Origin of the sequence: Roseateles cavernae (assembly GCF_040187885.1) — a bacterium.
GTDB lineage: Bacteria > Pseudomonadota > Gammaproteobacteria > Burkholderiales > Burkholderiaceae_C > Roseateles_E > Roseateles_E cavernae.
Genome location: NZ_JBDPLH010000017.1, coordinates 1 through 17,813, shown reverse-complemented (window position 1 = coordinate 17,813; position 17,813 = coordinate 1). Strand labels below are relative to the sequence as shown.

The window sequence follows — 17,813 nt, the reverse complement described above, 5'->3', positions numbered from 1 at the left end:
CGCTGCGTCCGATCAGGGCAGCAGCAGCGCCTGCACCGGGAAGCGGTAGTGCGTGATCTGCGGGTTCAGCGCCTTGCTGAAGGGCCGCATGTCCAGGGCCGGCGTGCTGCTGCCGAAACGGGCCAGAAAGCGCCGGGCGCGCTCGGCATCGAAGCCGATGAACATCGAGTGTTCCAGCGTCAGCCCCTCGGCGGCAAAGTCGCGGCCGCGGTGGTGGTCGTACAGCATCACCAGCGCGAAGGCGCCGGCCAGGAAATGACCGCCGGCCAGCGCGCTGAGTTCTCCGTCCACCAGCGCCTGCATGGCCTCGGCCGAGGTGTTGATGCCCGAGACATGCAGGTCCCGGCCGGGCCGGCGGCCGGCGGCGCGGGCCGCGTCCAGCGCGCCGAAGGCGATCAGATCGGTGCCGCACCAGATCAGCGCGGTCTCGCCATGCTTTTGCAGATGGCGCTCGCTGTGCTGGCGGGCCAGCTCGCGCTTCCAGTCGGTCGCCAGCATCGCATCCATCACCACCTCGCTGCGGTGCTCGGCCAGCGCCTTCAGCAGGCCGGCATTGCGGGCGAGCGAGATCGTCGTGATGCGGTCACCGGCCAGGGCCAGCAGGTGCAGGCGACCATCGGCGCCGCGCGGCGCGTCGCGCAGGCCGCGCGCGATCAAGGCCTTGGCGGTCAGATAGCCGGCATCCTCGGCCTGCGGCTGCAGGCTGCCCAGCAACTGCTGCAGCGGCGCGCGGCGCGGCGCAAAACGCGCCTGCTCCTGCGGCAGCAGGCCGCTGAAGGCGGCAAAACTCTTGATGCCGGCCGCGCTCAGCACCCGGGCATTGGCCACCAGCGTGGCTTTCTCGTTGACCAGCAGCACATAGTCGGGCCGCTGGGCCGCCGGCCGTGCCGCGACGGCGCGGCCCAGGGCCAGCGCGCGCTCCGGGTCGCGCTCGGCGAAGTCCTGGCTGAAGCCCATGCCCAGGCTGTCGGCCGCCGCCTGCATGGCCTCGCCGGCTTGGCGCCAGAAGGTCTCGTCGCGGTGGCCGGGGTTGATGAAATAGACCTGCTGGGCCCAGGCAGGCAGGGCCATCGCCAGCAGGCAGGCCAGCAGCGCGGCGCGATGGAGCAGGGCTTTGATCGGCATCAGGCTGGCATTGTGCAATGCCGGCCGATGCCCCGCCGCGCGGCTACAGCCCCCCGAGCTTGACGTCGGCAAAGCCCATCAGCCGTAGCAGGACGTAGCCGATCGCAGCCTCGCCGACATCGTCGCCGACGCTGATGATCTGCGCATGGCGTGGCAGGCCGACCTTGGCCAGCAGGCTCCAGAGTTCGTGCGCCGGCTTGGGGCGACCGCCGGCGTCGAGCAGCTGGCCATAGGGCAGGTGCACGGTCTTGCCCGGCAGCGCGGGGCTGGGGGCCTGCGCGCCCAGGGCCAGATAGACCCGGGGCAGACCCGGCCCGGCCGCTTCGGCGCCGCGCAGCAGCACCGTGCGCGCTGCCGCCTGGTAGGTTACCGGCGCGATGGTCGGGTCCAGCGCCGGCTTCTTTGCACCGACCCGTGTCGGCTCCTTGCTCAGGCTCAGGCCGCGCAGGCCCCAGTCATCGACCGAGTCCAGCAGCAGCGAGACCTGGCGCTGGCCCAGCTGCTCCAGCAGCGCGAACACCAGGGCCGAGCGCTTGTTGAGCCCGCCCTCGGAGACGATCACCGCCTCGTGCGCCGGGTCGACGCCGGCCGGGCCCAGCAGCGCGGCCAGGCGTTCCGGGCGTGCCAGGTCCTGCTGGAAGCGCTCGGCAGGCAGGCTCAGCGCGAAGGGCAGATGGCCCAGTGCATAGGCCTCGGCCGGGCGCACATCGATGATGCTGATCGGGCTGTGGCTGAAGGTGCGCAGCATGGTGTTGCTGAAGCCGTTGAGCCAGTCGGCATCGCGCAGCAGGGCCGGGGCCGCATAGCTCCACAGCGGCAGGCCGCGCGGGTCCTCCAGCCATTCCTTTTGCGAGCCCTGGTAGAGCGCGACGCGCGGGTAGCCGAGCAGGAACTTCAGCGCGAAATAGGGCACGCTGGCGGCCACGCCGCCGCCGCAATAGCTGTAGACCTGCTGCTCGCGGCGCACGCCCAGATGGGCCATCAAGGCCTCCAGCTCGGCGCGCGGCTTGAAGGTCTTGTCGGGCCGGAAAAAGTCGTCGGTGGGCGTCAGCAGCGCATGCGGCACATGGCCGCCGCGGCTGAAGAACTTGGCGCCGCCGTAGTAGTAGGGCGGATCCAGCGCCTCCAGCAGCGCATGGCCGGCCGGGTCGCCGGCGCCGGCCAGGAAATCGGGCAGCCGTGCCCGGACCTCCTCGCGCAGCACGCCCACGCGAACATCGCCGGACGGGGGCGCGGGCGTGGCCTCGGTGACGACGGCGCCGCCGGCCGTTTTCCAGGCCGCCAGCCCGCCGTCCAGCAGGCGCAGGCGTTCGGGCGCGACGCCGTGGCGGTGCAGCTCGTAGAACAGCCAGGTGGCCAGCATCGTGCCACCCTGGTCATGGATCACGATCAGCTGCTCGCCGGCATGGCGGATGCCCCAGGACCGCATGCGGGCCTGCATCGTCGCAGCGTCCACCTCGCGGGCGCCGTAGCTGTAGAAGTCCACGCTGACCGCGCCGGGGATGTGGCCGGCGCCATGCTGGCGGGTCGGCGAGGCGTCGAGCAGCAGCGGCGGCGTGCCGGCGGCCAGCGCCTGGCGCAGCCAGGCGGCATCGACCAGGGGGCCGCTGGCCTGCGCCGCGAAGGATGTGCAGAGGCTGAAGGCGAGCAGCATCCAGTGGATCAGGAACTTGGCCATGGCAGGGCTCCGGTTGCGACGGTCGTGCACTGTGGCCCGCCGCCGTGCGGCCGGCGAGCCGGCTGCGACAGGCTGCAGCCGCAGCAGGACAGTCCGCAGCGGTGGCCGACGGACGACGCGCCGCTCAGGCCTGGGCCGCCAGCACCTCGACGCGCAGCTGCTCGGTCAGCTCGCGCTTGAGCGCCGCAAACTCGGACGCGGTCTTGATCGAATAGTGGCGCGGATGCGGAAAGGGCGAGGGCAGATCGCTCTTGATGCGGCCGGGCCGGGCGCTCATCACGACCACGCGCGAGCCCATGAAGATGGCCTCGTCGATGTCGTGGGTCACGAACAGCACCGTCTTGCGCTCGCGCTCCCAGATGCCCAGCAGCAGCTCCTGCATCAGCTCGCGGGTCTGGTGATCCAGCGCGCCGAAGGGCTCGTCCATCAGCAGCATGCGCGGCTGGTTGGCCAGCGCCCGGGCCAGCGCGGTGCGCTGCTGCATGCCGCCGGAGAGCTGCTTGGGGTAGTGCTTGTCGAACCTGGCCAGGCCCACCTGGGCCAGAAAGCCCTGGGCGATCTCGACCGCCTGGGCGCGGGCCATGCCGCGCTCGCGCAGGCCGAAGCAGACATTGTCCAGCACCGTCAGCCAGGGGAAGAGGGTGTAGCTCTGGAACACCATGCCGCGATCCGCCCCGGGGCCGGTGACGGCCCGGCCGTCCAGCAAGACCTGGCCCCCGCTGGGCGCATCCAGCCCGGCGACGATGCGCAGCAGCGTCGATTTGCCGCAGCCCGAGGGGCCGAGGATGGTGACGAAATCGTTCTCGGCCACGTCCAGATCGGTGGCTTGCAGGGCCACGGTCTGCTGGCCGCCGGCGGTGACGAAGGTGCGCGAGACGCCGCGCACGGACAGGATGTTGTTATCGTTCATTTACCTAGCTGCGCCCACGGAAACAGCGCGCGGTTCGCGGCCTTGAAGGCGTAGTCGCTGACCAGACCGATCAGGCCGATCACGATGATGCCGAAGATGATCTGGTCGGTGGCCAGCAGGGCCTGGCTGTCGGTGATCATGTGGCCGATGCCGCTGGAAGCGCCGATCAGCTCGGCGACGATCACATAGGTCCAGGCCCAGCCCAGCACCATGCGCAGGATCTCGGCGATCTCGGGTGCGGCCCCGGGCAGCAGCACGCGCTTGAGCAGGCCGGCGTCCGAAACGCCCAGCGTGTAGGCGGCCTCGACCAGGTCGCGTCGGGTATTGCCCACCGTCACCGCAATCATCAGGGTCAGCTGGAAGAAGCTGCCGATGAAGATCACCGCCAGCTTCTGCGCCTCGCCGATGCCCACCCACAGCATCAAGAGCGGGATGAAAGCCGAGGCCGGCAGGTAGCGGGCGAAGGAGACAAAGGGCTCGAAGAAGGCCTCGATGGGCTTGTAAGCCCCCATCAGCACGCCCAGCGGCAGGGCCAGCGCGGCGGCGATCACAAAGCCGCCGAGCACGCGCCAGACCGTCATGGCTATGTCGGCCGCGAAGCCCATCTCGGTCAGCAGCACATAGCCTGAACGAAGCATGCTCAGCGGGTCGGCCAGAAAGGTCTTCTCGACGAAGCCGCCGAAGGTGGCGAGGGCCCAGACGGCGATGAAGAGCACGAAGAAGGACAGGCCCAGGGCCACGCGGGCCCCGGGCGATACCGCTTGCAGTGGACGCATGCTGCGCTTACTGGATGAAGCGCGTATCGGCCAGCTTGCTCAGGTCGGGGATGGCCTTGATGATGCCCACCTCCAGCAAGAGCTCGGCCGCTTCCTTGCTGAAGGCCGCATGCTCGCCGGCGAAGAACTTCTGGTTGGCCGCCTTGTCCTGCCAGCGCAGATAGGCCTGGCTCTTCTCGAAGGCCTCGCCGGTCTGCTTGACGTCGGCGCCCATGATCTCGAAGCTCTTCTTGGCGTCTTTCTTGATCAGCTCCAGGGCCTCGAAATAGCTGTCGGCCAGGGCTTTGGCGGCCTTGGGGTTCTCGGCCAGGAACTTGGGCGTGCAGCCGAAGGTGTCCATCACCATCGGATAGTCCAAGGTGGTCGCGATGATGGTGCCGGCCTCGGGTTTGGCGCGCACACCGGAGAGATAGGGTTCGTAAGTCATGCCCGCGTCCAGACCGCCGGTGCCGGCGATGAAGGCATTGGCGGCGGCCTGCGGCTCCAGATTGACGACCTTGACGTCCTTGATCGAGACGCCGTTCTTCTTCAGCATCCAGGCCAGACCGAAATAGGGCGCGGTGCCGGGCGCGCTGGCGGCCACGGTCTTGCCCTTCAGGTCGGCGATCCTGGCGATGCCGGGTTTGACGATCATGCCATCGGCGCCGTAGCTCTTGTCGAGCTGGAAGATCTGGGTGGTGGCCACGCCATTGGCGTTCCAGACGATCCAGGTCTCGACCGTCGTCGCCGCGCACTGCACATCGCCCGAGGCGATCGCCAGATGGCGGTCCTTCTGCGGGATCTTCTTGATGCTGACGTCCAGGCCGTTCTTCTTGAAGATGCCGGCCTCCTTGGCCAGGGTCAGCGGGGCGAAGCCGGTCCAGCCGGAGATGCCGACGCCGACCTTGGTCTCCTGGGCCTGGGCGGCGGTGGCAAGCGAAGCGGCAAGGGCAAGCAGCGACAGCGTCTTCTTCATGGTCAGCGGTTCTCCGTGGCAGGGGTGTCCATCATGGTGCGTGCCGCTGCGTTTGCGTCCTCGGGATTCACCCGGGGTGGGCGCAAAAAAAGCCGGCACACGGCCGGCTCCCTGCTGTTGGGCAGGCTCAGGGCAGCACGACGATGCTGCCTTCCCTTTGCACGAGTCGTGCCAGCTCGCCGGCAAACACCAGCTCGGTCGCACGCTCGATGTCCGGCGCCAGATAGTGGTCCTCGGGCATCGGCGGGCAGGCGCTGCGCACCAGCGCATGCACCTCTTCCAGCGCGCGCGAACTCTTCAGCGGGCGCAGGAACTCGATGCCTTGCGAGGCCGCCAGCAGCTCGATGCCGATGATGTGGGCGGTGTTGTCCAGCATGGGGCCCAGGCGGCGCGCACCGAAGGTGGCCATGGACACATGGTCTTCCTGGTTGGCGCTGGTGGGGATGGAGTCCACGCTGGCCGGGTGGGCCAGGCTCTTGTTCTCGCTGGCCAGCGCGGCGGCGGTCACATGGGCGATCATGAAGCCGGAGTTGAGGCCGGCGTTCTCGGTCAGGAAGGGCGGCAGGCGGGAGACGCTGGTGTCGATCAGCATCGCGATGCGGCGCTCGGCGATCGCACCGACCTCGGCGATCGCGCAGGCCAGCGCATCGGCGGCCAGGGCCACCGGCTCGGCGTGGAAGTTGCCGCCCGACACCATGGCGGCGCTGCCGTCCTCATTGGCGAAGACCAGCGGGTTGTCGGTGACCGCGTTCGCTTCGCGCAAGAGCACATCGCGCACATAGCGCGCCTGGTCCAGGCAGGCGCCCATGACCTGGGGCTGGCAGCGCAGGCAGTAGGGGTCCTGCACCCGCTCGTCGCCCTCGCGATGCGAGGCGCGGATCTCGCTGCCGGCCAGGATCTGGCGGTAGGCCTGCGCGGCCTCGATCTGGCCGGGCTGGCCGCGCACCGCATGGATGCGGGGATCGAAGGGGCCGTCACTGCCGCGCGCGGCGTCCAGGCTCAGCGCGCCCGAGACGATGGCCGAGGCATAGACCAGCTCGAAGCGCAGCAGCCCTTCCAGCGCCAACGCGGTCGATGTCTGGGTGCCGTTGATCAGGGCCAGGCCTTCCTTGGCCTGCAGCACCAGCGGCTTGACGCCGGCCTTCTCGAGTTCGGCCAGCGCCGGGCGGCGCTGGCCGTCCACCAGCATCTCGCCTTCGCCCATCAAGGACAGGGTCATATGGGCCAGCGGGGCCAGATCGCCCGAGGCACCGACCGAGCCTTGCGCCGGCACATAGGGCACGAGGCCGGCGTTGAAGGCGTCGAGCAGGCATTGCACGACCTCTTCGCGCACGCCGGAGAAGCCGCGCGCGAGGGACGCCGCCTTGGTGGCCAGCATCAGGCGCACGACCGACGGTGCCAGCGGCGCGCCGACGCCGACGCAGTGCGAGCGGATCAGATTGCGCTGCAGCGTGGCCAGGTCTTCCTTGCTGATGCGGGTGCTGGCCAGCTTGCCGAAGCCGGTGTTGACGCCGTAGACCGGCGCGTCGCCGGCCGCGGCGGCCTGCACGACGGCGGCGCTGCGGCGGATGATGTCGGCGGCGCTGGCGTGCAGGCTGAGTGTGATGCCGCCATTGCGGATCGCGCGCAGCTGATCGAGCGTCAGCTCGCCCGGGGTGATTTCCAGAGTCTTGATCGTCATTCTTCTCTTCCTTACTTGTTCAGCATCGGCAGGTTCAGGCCGCGTTCCTTGGCGCAAGCCTGGGCCTGCTCATAGCCGGCATCGGCATGCCGCATCACGCCGGTGCCGGGGTCGTTGAACAGCACGCGCGCGATGCGCTTGTCGGCCGCCTCGCTGCCGTCGCAGACGATCACGACGCCGCTGTGCTGGCTGTAGCCCATGCCGACGCCGCCGCCATGGTGCAGGCTGACCCAGGTGGCGCCGCCGGCGGTGTTCAGCAGCGCGTTCAGCAGCGGCCAGTCGGAGACGGCGTCCGAGCCGTCCTTCATGCTCTCGGTCTCGCGGTTGGGGCTGGCGACCGAGCCGCTGTCCAGGTGGTCGCGGCCGATCACGATGGGCGCCTTCAGCTCGCCCTTGCGGACCATCTCGTTGAAAGCCAGGCCGGCGATATGGCGCTCGCCCAGGCCCAGCCAGCAGATGCGCGCCGGCAGGCCCTGGAAGGCGATGCGCTCCTTGGCCATGTCCAGCCAGCGGTGCACGCCGGCGTGATGCGGGAACAGCTCCTTGATCTTGGCGTCGGTCTTGTAGATGTCCTCGGGGTCGCCCGAGAGCGCCACCCAGCGGAAGGGGCCGCGGCCCTCGCAGAACTGCGGCCGCACATAGGCGGGCACGAAGCCGGGGAAGTCGAAGGCGTTCTTGACGCCCTGGTCCAGCGCGACCTGGCGGATGTTGTTGCCGTAGTCCACGGTCGGGATGCCCATGGCCTGGAACAGCAGCATGGCCTTGACATGCTCGGCGGCGCTCTTCGCCGCAGCGGCCTTCAGCTCGGCATGCTGGGCCGGGTCGGCGGCGGCGGCCTTCCACTGCTCGACGCTCCAGCCGGCCGGCAGGTAGCCGTTGATCAGGTCATGGGCCGAGGTCTGGTCGGTCACCAGATCGGGCTTGATGGCGGTGCCGGCCTTGCAGCGCTCGGCCAGGGCCGGCAGGATGCGCGCGGCATTGCCCAGCAGCGCAATGGAGACGGCCTTGCCCTCGGCGGTGTATTTGGCAATGCGGACCAGCGCATCGTCCAGATCGGTGGCCTGCTCGTCGACATAGCGGGTCTTCAGGCGGAAGTCGATGCGCGACTGCTGGCACTCGATGGTCAGCGAGCAGGCACCGGCAAAGGTCGCGGCCAGCGGCTGCGCGCCGCCCATGCCGCCCAGGCCGGCGGTCAGGATCCAGCGCCCGACCATGGAGCCGCCGAAGTGCTGGCGGCCGGCCTCGGCGAAGGTCTCGTACGTGCCTTGCACGATGCCCTGGCTGCCGATATAGATCCAGCTGCCGGCCGTCATCTGGCCATACATCATCAGGCCTTTGCGGTCCAGCTCGTTGAAATGCTCCCAGTTGGCCCAGGCCGGCACCAGATTGCTGTTGGCGATCAGCACGCGCGGCGCATCCGGATGGGTCTTGAACACGCCGACCGGCTTGCCCGACTGCACCAGCAGGGTCTCGTCCTCGTCGAGCGCCTTGAGCGACGCCAGGATGGCGTCGAAGCAGTCCCAGTTGCGGGCGGCCTTGCCGATGCCGCCGTAGACCACCAGGGCGTCGGGGTTCTCGGCCACCGCCGGGTCCAGATTGTTCTGCAGCATGCGGTAGGCAGCTTCGGTGAGCCAGCTCTTGCAGGCGAGGGTGGTGCCGGTGGGGGCGCGGACGGTGCGGGCTTGCGAGCTCATGCGGATCTCCTGGGGCTGGAAGGAATGTCGCGAACTTTAGTTGTCTATACAAGTACAGTCAAGTAGGATGGGCGACATGGCAAGCAGCACAAGCGCACCGGCGCCGCAGTACCTGAAGGTCAAGAATCATTTGCGCGAGCACATCGCGTCCGGCCACTGGGTGGCCGGCGATCTGCTGCCCTCCGAGGCCGAGCTGGTGGCGCAGTTCGGCGTCAGCCGCATGACGGTCAACCGCGCGCTGCGCGAGCTGAGCCAGGAGGGCATGATCGAGCGGGTGCAGGGGGTCGGCACCTTCGTGGCCCAGCTGCACCGCATCTCCAGCACCCTGACGGTGCGCGATGTGCATGACGAGATCGCCGCACGCGGCCACCGCCATGAGTCGCGCGTGCACCTGCTGGAGCGGCTCAAGGCCACGGCCGAGCAGGCGGCCGACTTCGGCCTGAAGGCCGGCGCCACGCTGTTCCACAGCGTCATCGTCCATCTGGAGAACGGCGTCGCGATCCAGTGCGAGGACCGGCTGGTGAACCCGGCCTGCGCGCCCGACTATCTGGGCCTGGACTTCGCGACGGTGACGCCGACCCACTATCTGCTGGAAGTGGCGCCGCTGTCCGAGGCTCGGTATACGATTGAATCGACCTTGCCCAGCGAACTGGAAGCCCGGCTGCTGGGCATTGGCAAGCGCGACCCCTGCCTGGTCGTCAAGCGTCGCACCTTCAGCCGCGGGCTGACCGTGACGACGGTGCGACTGACCCATCCGGGATCTCGCTACCTGCTCGAAGGGAGTTTTCAAGCATGAGTTGGAGCACGGTTTCCGCACAAGACCTGGCGCCGCAGCGCTGGAAGAACGGGGGCGGCTGGACCCGCGAGCTGCTGGCCTGGCCGCGGCCGGATCAATGGCTGCTGCGTATCAGCGTCGCCGATATCGAGGCGGACGGGCCGTTCTCGGCCTTTCCCGGCATCGATCGCTGGTTCGGCGTGCTGCAGGGTGGTGGCGTCGAGCTGCTGGGCCGCGAGCTGCGCTGCGGTGACGGGCTGCTGGCCTTCGACGGCGCGCTGGCGCCCGACTGCCGGTTGCTGGACGGCATGACGCGCGACTTCAATCTGATGCACAGACGGGGCCGTGGCCGCGTCGAGGTCGTGCCGGCTGACCGTGCGCTGCTGCCCGAGGGCGTGCAATGGCTGGGCCTGTTCACCGCCTGGGACGGCGTCTTGAGCCATGGGGGCCGCAGCATGAATCTGGCGCCCATGAGCCTGGCCTGGTGCGAGGCACCGGTGGCGCAACGCTGCGCGTTCAACAGCCCGACGCCGGGCACGGCCTGGTGGTTGGTCCTGAAGGACGACGCGGGAGAACAAGCATGAGCCGGGTATTGTGGCGCAATGGCCGGCTGGCCACCATGGCCGGCGATCAGCCCTGGGGCTGGATAGCAGACGGTGCCCTGGTCACCGAGGGTGAGCGGCTGCTGTGGGTCGGCGAGGCCGAGCAGATCCCGACCCTGGACTTCGACGCCGAGCACGATCTCGGCGGTGCGGTCGTGACGCCGGGCCTGATCGATTGCCATACCCATCTGGTTTACGGCGGCCAGCGCGCCCGCGAGTTCGAGCTGCGCCTGCAGGGCGCCAGCTACGAGGAGATCGCGCGGGCCGGCGGCGGCATCCGCTCGACGGTAGCCGCCACCCGCGAGGCTGGCGAGGATGAGCTGCTGGCGCTGGCCCAGCGTCGCCTCAATGCCTTGCTGGCCGAGGGGGTCACGACGATAGAGATCAAGTCCGGCTACGGCCTGAGCCTGGAATCTGAGGCGCGCAGCCTGCGCGTTGCGCGCCGGCTGCGTGGCGCCGATGTGCGCTGCAGCTATCTGGGTGCCCATGCCCTGCCGCCGGAGTTCCAGGGCGGGCAGGACGATTATGTCGAGGCCGTCTGCGACTGGATGGTCAGGCTGCAGCAGGACGGGCTGGTCGATGCGGTCGATGCCTTCTGCGAGGGCATAGGCTTCACCCCCGCACAAACAAGACGTGTCTTCGACACGGCGAGGCGCCTGGGCCTGCCGGTCAAGCTGCATGCCGAGCAGCTCAGCGACCAGGGCGGCACCCAGCTGGCCTGCGAGTACCAGGCCCTGAGCTGCGACCACCTGGAGTATCTGAGCCCCGAGGGCGTTGCCGCGCTGGCGGCCAGCGGCACGGTGGCCACGCTGCTGCCCGGCGCCTACTATTTTTTGCGCGAAACCAAGCTGCCACCGGTGGCGGCGCTGCGCGAGGCCGGCGTGCCTATCGCGATCTCGACCGACCACAACCCCGGCACCTCGCCGACCCTGTCCTTGCTGCTGATGCTGAACATGGCCTGCACCCTGTTCCGCCTGACGCCCGAGGAGGCGCTGCGCGGCGTCACCGTCAACGCCGCGCGCGCGCTGGGTCTGGGCGATGACCGCGGCCAGCTGCTCGCCGGCCAGCGGGCCGACTTCTGCGCCTGGGACATCGCCCATCCCAATGAACTGGCTTACTACTTTGGCCGCAACCCGCTGCGCCGGGCGGTGCGGGCCGGAAAGATACGATGATGAGCAGCAAGGTTGTCACTCTGCAGCGCGGCAGCACGCCGCTGCTGATCAGCATGCCCCATGTGGGCACCGCCATTCCCGAGGACCAGCGCGGCCGCTACCAGCCGCGTGCGCTGCAGACCGAGGACACCGACTGGCATCTGGAGCGGCTCTATGGCGGCATCGCCCAGGAGCTGGGCGCCGGCCTGATCGTCCCGCACTACTCGCGCTTTCTGATCGATCTGAACCGCCCGCCCGAGGACACGCCGATGTATCCGGGGGCATCGAATACCGAGCTGTGCCCGACCCGTTTCTTCAGCGGCGAGCCGCTGTATCTGGACGGCCAGGCTCCCGACGCGGCCGAGAAGCTGCGCCGCCGCGAGACCTACTGGCGGCCTTATCACGAGGCCTTGCAGGCCGAGCTGGACCGGCTCAAGGCGGCCCATGGCTATGCCCTGCTGTTCGACGCGCACAGCATCAAGTCCGAGCTGCCCTGGCTGTTCGAGGGCCAGCTGCCCGATCTGAACCTGGGCACGGCCGAGGGCCGCTCCTGCGACCCTGCCATCACCGCGTCCTTGGGCCAGGTGCTGGCCGGGCAGGGCGACTACAGCCAGGTGGTCAATGGCCGCTTCAAGGGCGGCTACATCACCCGCCACTACGGCCGACCCGATCTGGGCCAGCATGCGGTGCAGCTGGAGATGTGCTGGCGCTGCTATATGCAGGAACAGCCGCCCTATGCCTATGACGAGGCCGCCGCGGCCGGCGTGCAGCCGCTGCTGCGCCGTCTGCTGCTGCAACTGCTGAGCTGGAAGAAAGCATGAAGACCGGTGCCAAGCAGTTCTGGGCGCCGCAGGCCTGGCTTGACGGGCGCTGGCAGGGTCAGGTCTTGATGCATATCAATTCGTCGGGGCACTGGAGCGGCTTCGAAGCCGGTCGTCCGGCGCCGGACGATGCCCTGCGGCTGGACGGCCCGGTGATCCCCAGCCTGGTCGATGCCCACAGCCATGCCTTCCAGCGCGCCTTCGCCGGCCTGGCCGAGCGGCGCGAGGCCGGTGATGATGATTTCTGGAGCTGGCGCGACCGCATGTACGGGCTGGCACTGCGCATCACGCCGGCCCAGCTGCAGGCCATTGCGGCCCAGCTCTATCTGGAGCTGCTGAAGGGCGGCTACACCCAGGTCTGCGAGTTCCACTATCTGCAGCACCGCGAAGACGGCAGCGCCTATGGCCCCAGCAACGGCGACGAGCTGGCGATGAGCTGGGCGCTGGCCGATGCGGCCGCCCAGGTCGGGCTGGGCCTGACGATGCTGCCGGTGCTGTATGCCCATGCCGGTTTTGCCCAGCCGCAGCTGCGGCCCGACCAGCGCCGCTTCGCCAGCGACGCCGACTGGGTCTGGGCCGCCAGCCGACGCCTCAACAGCGCCGGCCGGCCGCTGCTGAATGCCGGCGTGGCCCTGCATTCGCTGCGCGCCGCCCATGCCGAGGACATCCGCCGGCTGCAGCAGCTGGTCGCTGACGAAGCCCTGCCCATCCACATCCATATCAGCGAGCAGCAGCAGGAGGTGGCCGATTGCCTGGCCGCGACCGGGCAGCGGCCGATGGCCTGGCTGTGCAGCGAGTTCGCGCCCGATGCGCGCTGGCAGCTGGTGCATGCGACCCACAGCCTGCCCGAGGAGATCGATGCGGTGGCGGCCAGCGGCGCCGGTGTCGTGATCTGTCCCGGTACCGAGGGCAATCTGGGCGACGGCCTGTGCGATCTGCCGGGCTGGCTCGCCAGCGGCGCACCGATCAGCCTGGGTTCGGACAGCCATGTGACGCGCGGCTGGGTCGAGGAGCTGCGCTGGCTGGAGTATGGCCAGCGCCTGGGCCTGCAACAGCGCAATGTGGCCGCGCAGCCGCGCCGCGAGCCCTCGACCGCCGCGCGCCTGTTCGAGGCCTGCCGGCGCGGCAGCGCGGCGCCGGCCGGGCTGGACAGCTGGGGGCTGGTGCCGGGCGCCCGGGCCGACTTCCTGGTGCTGGATGCCCAGGCCTCGGGCCTGCTGGGCCTGCCGGCGGCGAGCCTGCTCGACGGTCTGGTGTTTGCCAGCCAGGAGCGGGCCTGGCAGGACGTCTATGTGGCGGGCCGGCCGCAGCTGCAGCAGGGCCGCCATCCGGCCGAGGCGCGGATCCGGGGTGATTTCGCGGCCTGCATGGCCGAGCTCTGGGGCAAGCTCTGACCCCTCGGCGACTCCCCTGAACCCGGGACTTGTTGCTCGGCGGGCCTTTCCTTCCTGAGGGCGTCGCAGTACGCTATTCGCACACCTGTCGTTGGGTGCTCCGGAGGTCCCATGCTGGCTCTGCACCGATTCACGATTCGCGCGCGGCTGTATGCCCTGTCCGCGCTCTCGATGTTGGCGATGCTGGTGATCGGAGGCAGCGGGCTGTGGAGCCTCTCCGAGGCCCGCGAGCAGTTCTCTCACTATCAGAATAATGATGTGGCCTCCCTGGTCGTGCTGGCCGAGATCCGCGCCGGGGTCGGCAATCTGCGCCGCTACGAGAAGGACTTGCTGATCAACCTCAGCGATGCCGCTGCGGTGGCGCGCTACAAGAAGGACTGGGACGGCGCCTACGAGCGTGTCACCCAGGGCCTGAAGTCCATCGAAAAGCTCGACATTGCGCCCAAGATCAAGGTCTTGCCGCCGCAGATGCTGCAGTCGCTGGAGGGCTATAGAAACGGCTTCCAGGGCATCCATCGCGAGGTGGCGGCCAGTGCCTTTGCCGACACTGCCGCGGCCAACAAGGCCACCGAGCCGATCAAGGGGCCGGTGCGTGCGCTCGACAAGCAGCTCGGCGAGATGACCGAGCTGATCGAGCAGCATTCGGCCGAGGAGGTGCAGCGCCTGGCGACGCAGGAGCGCCGCATCCGCCTGGCGCTGAATCTGATCATGATCGTGGCCATTGCCGTCATCGGCGCCTACACCTTCTTCAATATCCGCTCGATCCTGCAGCCGCTGAAGGCGGCCGTGTCGAGCGCCGAGCAGATCGCGCGCCATGACCTGAGCGAGCGCATCGATGTGGCCGGGGCCGACGAGACCGCCGCCGTGATGCGCGGTGTGGCGGCGATGCAGGGCTCGCTGAGCTCGGTGGTCAGCGGCGTGCGCAGCGCCACCGACAGCATCGCGACGGCCTCTCGCGAGGTGGCGGTGGGCAGCCAGGACCTGAGCATGCGCACCGAGCAGGCGGCCTCGAACCTGGAGGAGACCGCCTCGGCGATGGAGGAGCTGACCGCCAGCGTCACGCACAACGCCGACTCGGCCCGCCAGGCCAATCAGCTGGCGCTGAACGCGGCCGAGGTGGCCAAGCGCGGCGGCGCGGTGGTCGGCGAGGTGGTCAGCACCATGGGCCGCATCTCGGCCTCGTCCAGCAAGATCAGCGACATCATCTCGGTGATCGACGGCATTGCCTTCCAGACCAATATCCTGGCGCTGAATGCGGCCGTTGAAGCGGCGCGTGCCGGCGAGCAGGGGCGCGGCTTTGCGGTGGTGGCCGGCGAGGTGCGCACCCTGGCCCAGCGCAGCGCCGAGGCGGCCAAGGAAATCAAAGCCCTGATCACCGCCAGCGGCCAGAATGTCGAGAACGGCGCCCAGCTGGTCGAGCGCGCGGGTCACACGATGCAGGAGATCATGGGGGCGATCGAGCGGGTCAGCGGCATCGTCTCCGAGATCAGCAATGCCACCAGCGAGCAGAGCACCGGCATCAACCAGATCGGCCAGGCGATCGCCAATCTCGACCAGATGACGCAGCAGAACGCCGCCCTGGTCGAGGAGTCGGCGGCCGCCGCGCAAAGCCTGCAAATGCAGGCCGACGAGCTGGCACGCTCGGTTTCGGTGTTCAAGCTGGCCTGAGGCCCGGCGGATCAGCCGGCGCGCACAAACTCGCGCAGTTCGGTGGCCATGCGCGCAAGCGAAGGCTGGTGGATGTACATCATGTGGCCGGCCTCGAAGTAGCTGACCCGGATCTGGCCCTGCAACGGCTCGCGCAGGCCCAGATGGGCCAAGGTGTAATCGCCGGCCGCATGCGGCGTGGCGAGGTCGTAATAGCCGCTGGCCACATAGACCCGCATCGCCGGGTTGGCCTGCAGCGCGCGGCGCAGGCTGTCGCCGACGCTGAGGTATTTGTTCTCGTAGCCCTTCCAGGCCCAGGTCTTCCACAGCGGCGCATGCAGCAGATAGGGCTGATCACCGCTCCAGCCCAGGCGCTCGCGCAGCACGCGGTGGATGCCGGTGGCATAGGCGCCGATCAGATTGTTCATGCCGGCATCGTCCTCGGGATGCTCGCCGGCGTCGTCGCGGTCCAGCCCCAGGAAGCGGCTGTCCAGCCGGCCCACGGTCTGGCCGCGCGCGCGCAGCAGCTCCTTGAAGAAGCGGAACTCGGTGGGGCGCAGATCGCAGCGCAGCACATAGTCGACGCTCAGTCCGGTGTGCAGCGCCACCTGATCGGCCACATGGGCGCGCTCGGCCGGCGTCAAGCGGCTGCCCTGCATCAGCGCCAGCCAGTAGTCGCCGTTGGCAAAGGCCTCGGCCTCGGCCACGATCTGCTGGAGCGGCTTCTTCTGCTGCGCCGGCCGCAGCGCCTGGTGATACCAGGCGGTGGCGGCATAGGTGGGCAGGTACAGCGGGTGGGGCAGCTCGTTGCCGGCGTCGAAGCTCAGGGTCTGGAAGTCCAGCGCCAGCGAGACCAGCATCAGGCCGTTCAGATGGACATCATGTTTTTCCTGCAGATGGCGGGCCAGGCCGGCCGCGCGGGTCGTGCCGTAGCTCTCACCGATCAGGTACTTGGGGCTGGCCCAGCGGCCCCAGCGCGTCAGGTAGAGGCGGATGAATTCGCCGACCGCATCGAGGTCGCGCTGGTAGTCGTGGAACTCGGCGGCCTTCTGACCCTCGGCCATGCGCGACAGGCCGGTGCCGACCGGGTCGATGAAGACCAGGTCGGACTCCAGCAGGAGGCTGAACTCGTTGTCGACCAGGCCGTAGGGCGGCGCGCCGCAGTGGCCCATCTCATCGGCGGGCACACGCTGCGGGCCGAGGATGCCCAGATGCAGCCAGACGCTGCTGGAGCCCGGCCCGCCATTGAAGCTGAAGCTCAGCGGACGGTTCTCGGGCTTCTTGGGATTCTTCAGCGTGTAGGCGATGAAGAAGACGCTGGCGCGTGTCTTCTCGCCCTTGTGTTCGCCTTCCTTGATCTCGATCTCGCGCAGCAACAAGGTGCCGCAGGTGGCGCTGTACTCCAGCGTCTTCTTGCCGATGCTGAGCTTGTGCTCGGTCGTCACCAGGCGCTCGACCAGCGGAGCACCTCTGTCCTCGACCGTGATCTCGGCCTTGTCCTCGTTCGTCATCGTGTCGCTCTCCGCGGCTGGTTACAGTGCTGACCATGCACTCTAGCGCCCCTCTTGCCGATCCCTTGTTGCTGGGCGTCGATTTCAGCAGCGCGCCGACCCGGCGCAAACCCATCACCGTCGCGCTGGGCCGACGCCGGGGCCAGGTCTTGCTGCTGGAGCGGCTGGAGGCGCTGGACAGCTTGCCGGCCTTCGGCGAGTTCCTGCAGCGCCCCGGCCCCTGGCTGGGCGGCTTTGACTTTCCCTTCGGCCTGCCGCGCGAGCTGGTGCAGACCTTGAACTGGCCGCAGCAATGGCCGGCGCTGATCGCGCACTACGCGGCGCTGACGCGCGCCGAGATCCGCGCGCAGTTTGCGGCCTTCTGTGATGCGCGCCCGGTTGGCGCCAAGTTTGCCCATCGCGCCACCGACGGGCCGGCCGGCGCCTCGCCGGCTATGAAATGGGTCAACCCGCCGGTGGCCTATATGCTGCATGCCGGCGTGCCGTTGCTGCTGGGCGCCGGTGTGCATCTACCGGGCCTTCATCCGGGTGATGCGAGTCGCGTCGCGCTGGAGGCTTATCCCGGCCTGCTGGCGCGCGAGCTGATCGCGCGGCGCTCCTACAAGAGCGACGACAAGGCCAAGCAAAGCGACGAGCGCCTGATCGCGCGCAAGGACCTGCTCGAAGCGCTGGAGCAGGGCCGCAGCCGGCTGGGGCTGCGCCTGAAGCTCAGCCATGCACAGCGCGATGCGCTGGTGGCCGACGCCAGCGGCGACCGGCTCGATGCGGTGCTGTGCCTGATGCAGGCGGCCTGGGCACAGGACCGTGAGGGCTATGGCCTGCCGCCAGCGATCGACCCCTTGGAAGGCTGGATCACCAGCGCCTGAAACAAATTCAAACAAGGCCGGCGCGTGCCGGCGGACAACCGCGCATGCGGCTGCGGCGTTGATGAAACAACTCACAAAGGGAGCAAATTTTGAGTCTTGCAACAATCCTGCGTCAGGGCTGGACCGCCCTGGTGCTGATGCTGATGCTGGCCGCAACGGCGAGCGCGCAGCGGGGCCGTGACGACGACGGCGAATACCAGATCCTGCAGGCCCGCTACGGCACGGCG

Annotated in this window: 15 protein-coding genes; 7 read left to right on the top strand and 8 right to left on the bottom strand. The window is 68.9% G+C overall.

Annotation, left to right across the window (positions count from 1 at the left end; genetic code table 11):
- Positions 1-12: 12 nt before the first annotated feature.
- The 7 genes from ABGI63_RS24620 to hutU form a co-directional block, all read right to left on the bottom strand.
- Entirely contained in the window at positions 13-1,125 is a 1,113-nt protein-coding gene (locus tag ABGI63_RS24620) for an ABC transporter substrate-binding protein (protein ID WP_349745200.1), read from the bottom strand.
- A 43-nt stretch (positions 1,126-1,168) separates the two neighbouring features.
- Positions 1,169-2,803 (bottom strand): rhodanese-like domain-containing protein, encoded by a 1,635-nt coding sequence (locus ABGI63_RS24615; RefSeq protein WP_349745199.1) that lies wholly within the window; start codon positions 2,801-2,803, stop codon positions 1,169-1,171.
- A gap of 124 nt (positions 2,804-2,927) precedes the next feature.
- Complete coding sequence (locus tag ABGI63_RS24610) at positions 2,928-3,713, bottom strand: ABC transporter ATP-binding protein (protein WP_349745198.1); 786 nt, start codon at positions 3,711-3,713, stop codon at positions 2,928-2,930.
- Entirely contained in the window at positions 3,710-4,489 is a 780-nt protein-coding gene (locus tag ABGI63_RS24605) for an ABC transporter permease (RefSeq protein WP_432767469.1), read from the bottom strand. Before ABGI63_RS24605 ends, ABGI63_RS24610 begins: the two co-directional genes overlap by 4 nt.
- A 7-nt stretch (positions 4,490-4,496) precedes the next feature.
- A complete protein-coding gene (locus ABGI63_RS24600; RefSeq protein WP_349745197.1) occupies positions 4,497-5,444 on the bottom strand; it encodes an ABC transporter substrate-binding protein in 948 nt (315 codons plus the stop codon).
- Between the two features lie 127 nt (positions 5,445-5,571).
- Entirely contained in the window at positions 5,572-7,125 is a 1,554-nt protein-coding gene (gene hutH, locus ABGI63_RS24595) for a histidine ammonia-lyase (protein ID WP_349745196.1), read from the bottom strand.
- Positions 7,126-7,136: 11 nt separating this feature from the next.
- Positions 7,137-8,819, bottom strand: a complete 1,683-nt coding sequence (hutU, locus tag ABGI63_RS24590; RefSeq protein WP_349745195.1) for a urocanate hydratase — start codon at positions 8,817-8,819, stop codon at positions 7,137-7,139.
- Between the two features lie 76 nt (positions 8,820-8,895).
- Between hutU and hutC the strand changes: the two genes are divergently transcribed.
- The 6 genes from hutC (at position 8,896) to ABGI63_RS24560 (ending at position 15,230) form a co-directional block, all read left to right on the top strand.
- Positions 8,896-9,615 carry a histidine utilization transcriptional repressor HutC gene (gene hutC, locus ABGI63_RS24585; protein WP_349745194.1) on the top strand — a complete coding sequence of 240 codons (720 nt, stop codon included), beginning with the start codon at positions 8,896-8,898 and terminating at the stop codon, positions 9,613-9,615.
- A complete protein-coding gene (locus ABGI63_RS24580; protein WP_349745193.1) occupies positions 9,612-10,178 on the top strand; it encodes a HutD/Ves family protein in 567 nt (188 codons plus the stop codon). Before hutC ends, ABGI63_RS24580 begins: the two co-directional genes overlap by 4 nt.
- Positions 10,175-11,368 carry an imidazolonepropionase gene (hutI, locus tag ABGI63_RS24575; protein WP_349745192.1) on the top strand — a complete coding sequence of 398 codons (1,194 nt, stop codon included), beginning with the start codon at positions 10,175-10,177 and terminating at the stop codon, positions 11,366-11,368. Before ABGI63_RS24580 ends, hutI begins: the two co-directional genes overlap by 4 nt.
- A complete protein-coding gene (hutG, locus tag ABGI63_RS24570; RefSeq protein WP_432767468.1) occupies positions 11,368-12,168 on the top strand; it encodes an N-formylglutamate deformylase in 801 nt (266 codons plus the stop codon). Before hutI ends, hutG begins: the two co-directional genes overlap by 1 nt.
- Positions 12,165-13,562 (top strand): formimidoylglutamate deiminase, encoded by a 1,398-nt coding sequence (gene hutF, locus ABGI63_RS24565; RefSeq protein ID WP_349745190.1) that lies wholly within the window; start codon positions 12,165-12,167, stop codon positions 13,560-13,562. The genes hutG and hutF overlap by 4 nt, the downstream gene beginning before the upstream one ends.
- Before the next feature lie 111 nt (positions 13,563-13,673).
- Positions 13,674-15,230, top strand: a complete 1,557-nt coding sequence (locus ABGI63_RS24560) for a methyl-accepting chemotaxis protein (protein ID WP_349745189.1) — start codon at positions 13,674-13,676, stop codon at positions 15,228-15,230.
- Between the two features lie 11 nt (positions 15,231-15,241).
- Here the strand turns inward: ABGI63_RS24560 and ABGI63_RS24555 are convergent, their stop codons facing one another.
- Positions 15,242-16,720: a S10 family peptidase gene (locus ABGI63_RS24555; protein WP_349745188.1), complete on the bottom strand. Its 1,479-nt coding sequence runs from the start codon at positions 16,718-16,720 to the stop codon at positions 15,242-15,244.
- A gap of 35 nt (positions 16,721-16,755) precedes the next feature.
- On the opposite strand from ABGI63_RS24555, the gene ABGI63_RS24550 reads away from it, so the two are divergent.
- Positions 16,756-17,586: a DUF429 domain-containing protein gene (locus tag ABGI63_RS24550; RefSeq protein ID WP_349745187.1), complete on the top strand. Its 831-nt coding sequence runs from the start codon at positions 16,756-16,758 to the stop codon at positions 17,584-17,586.
- Positions 17,587-17,813: the final 227 nt, after the last annotated feature.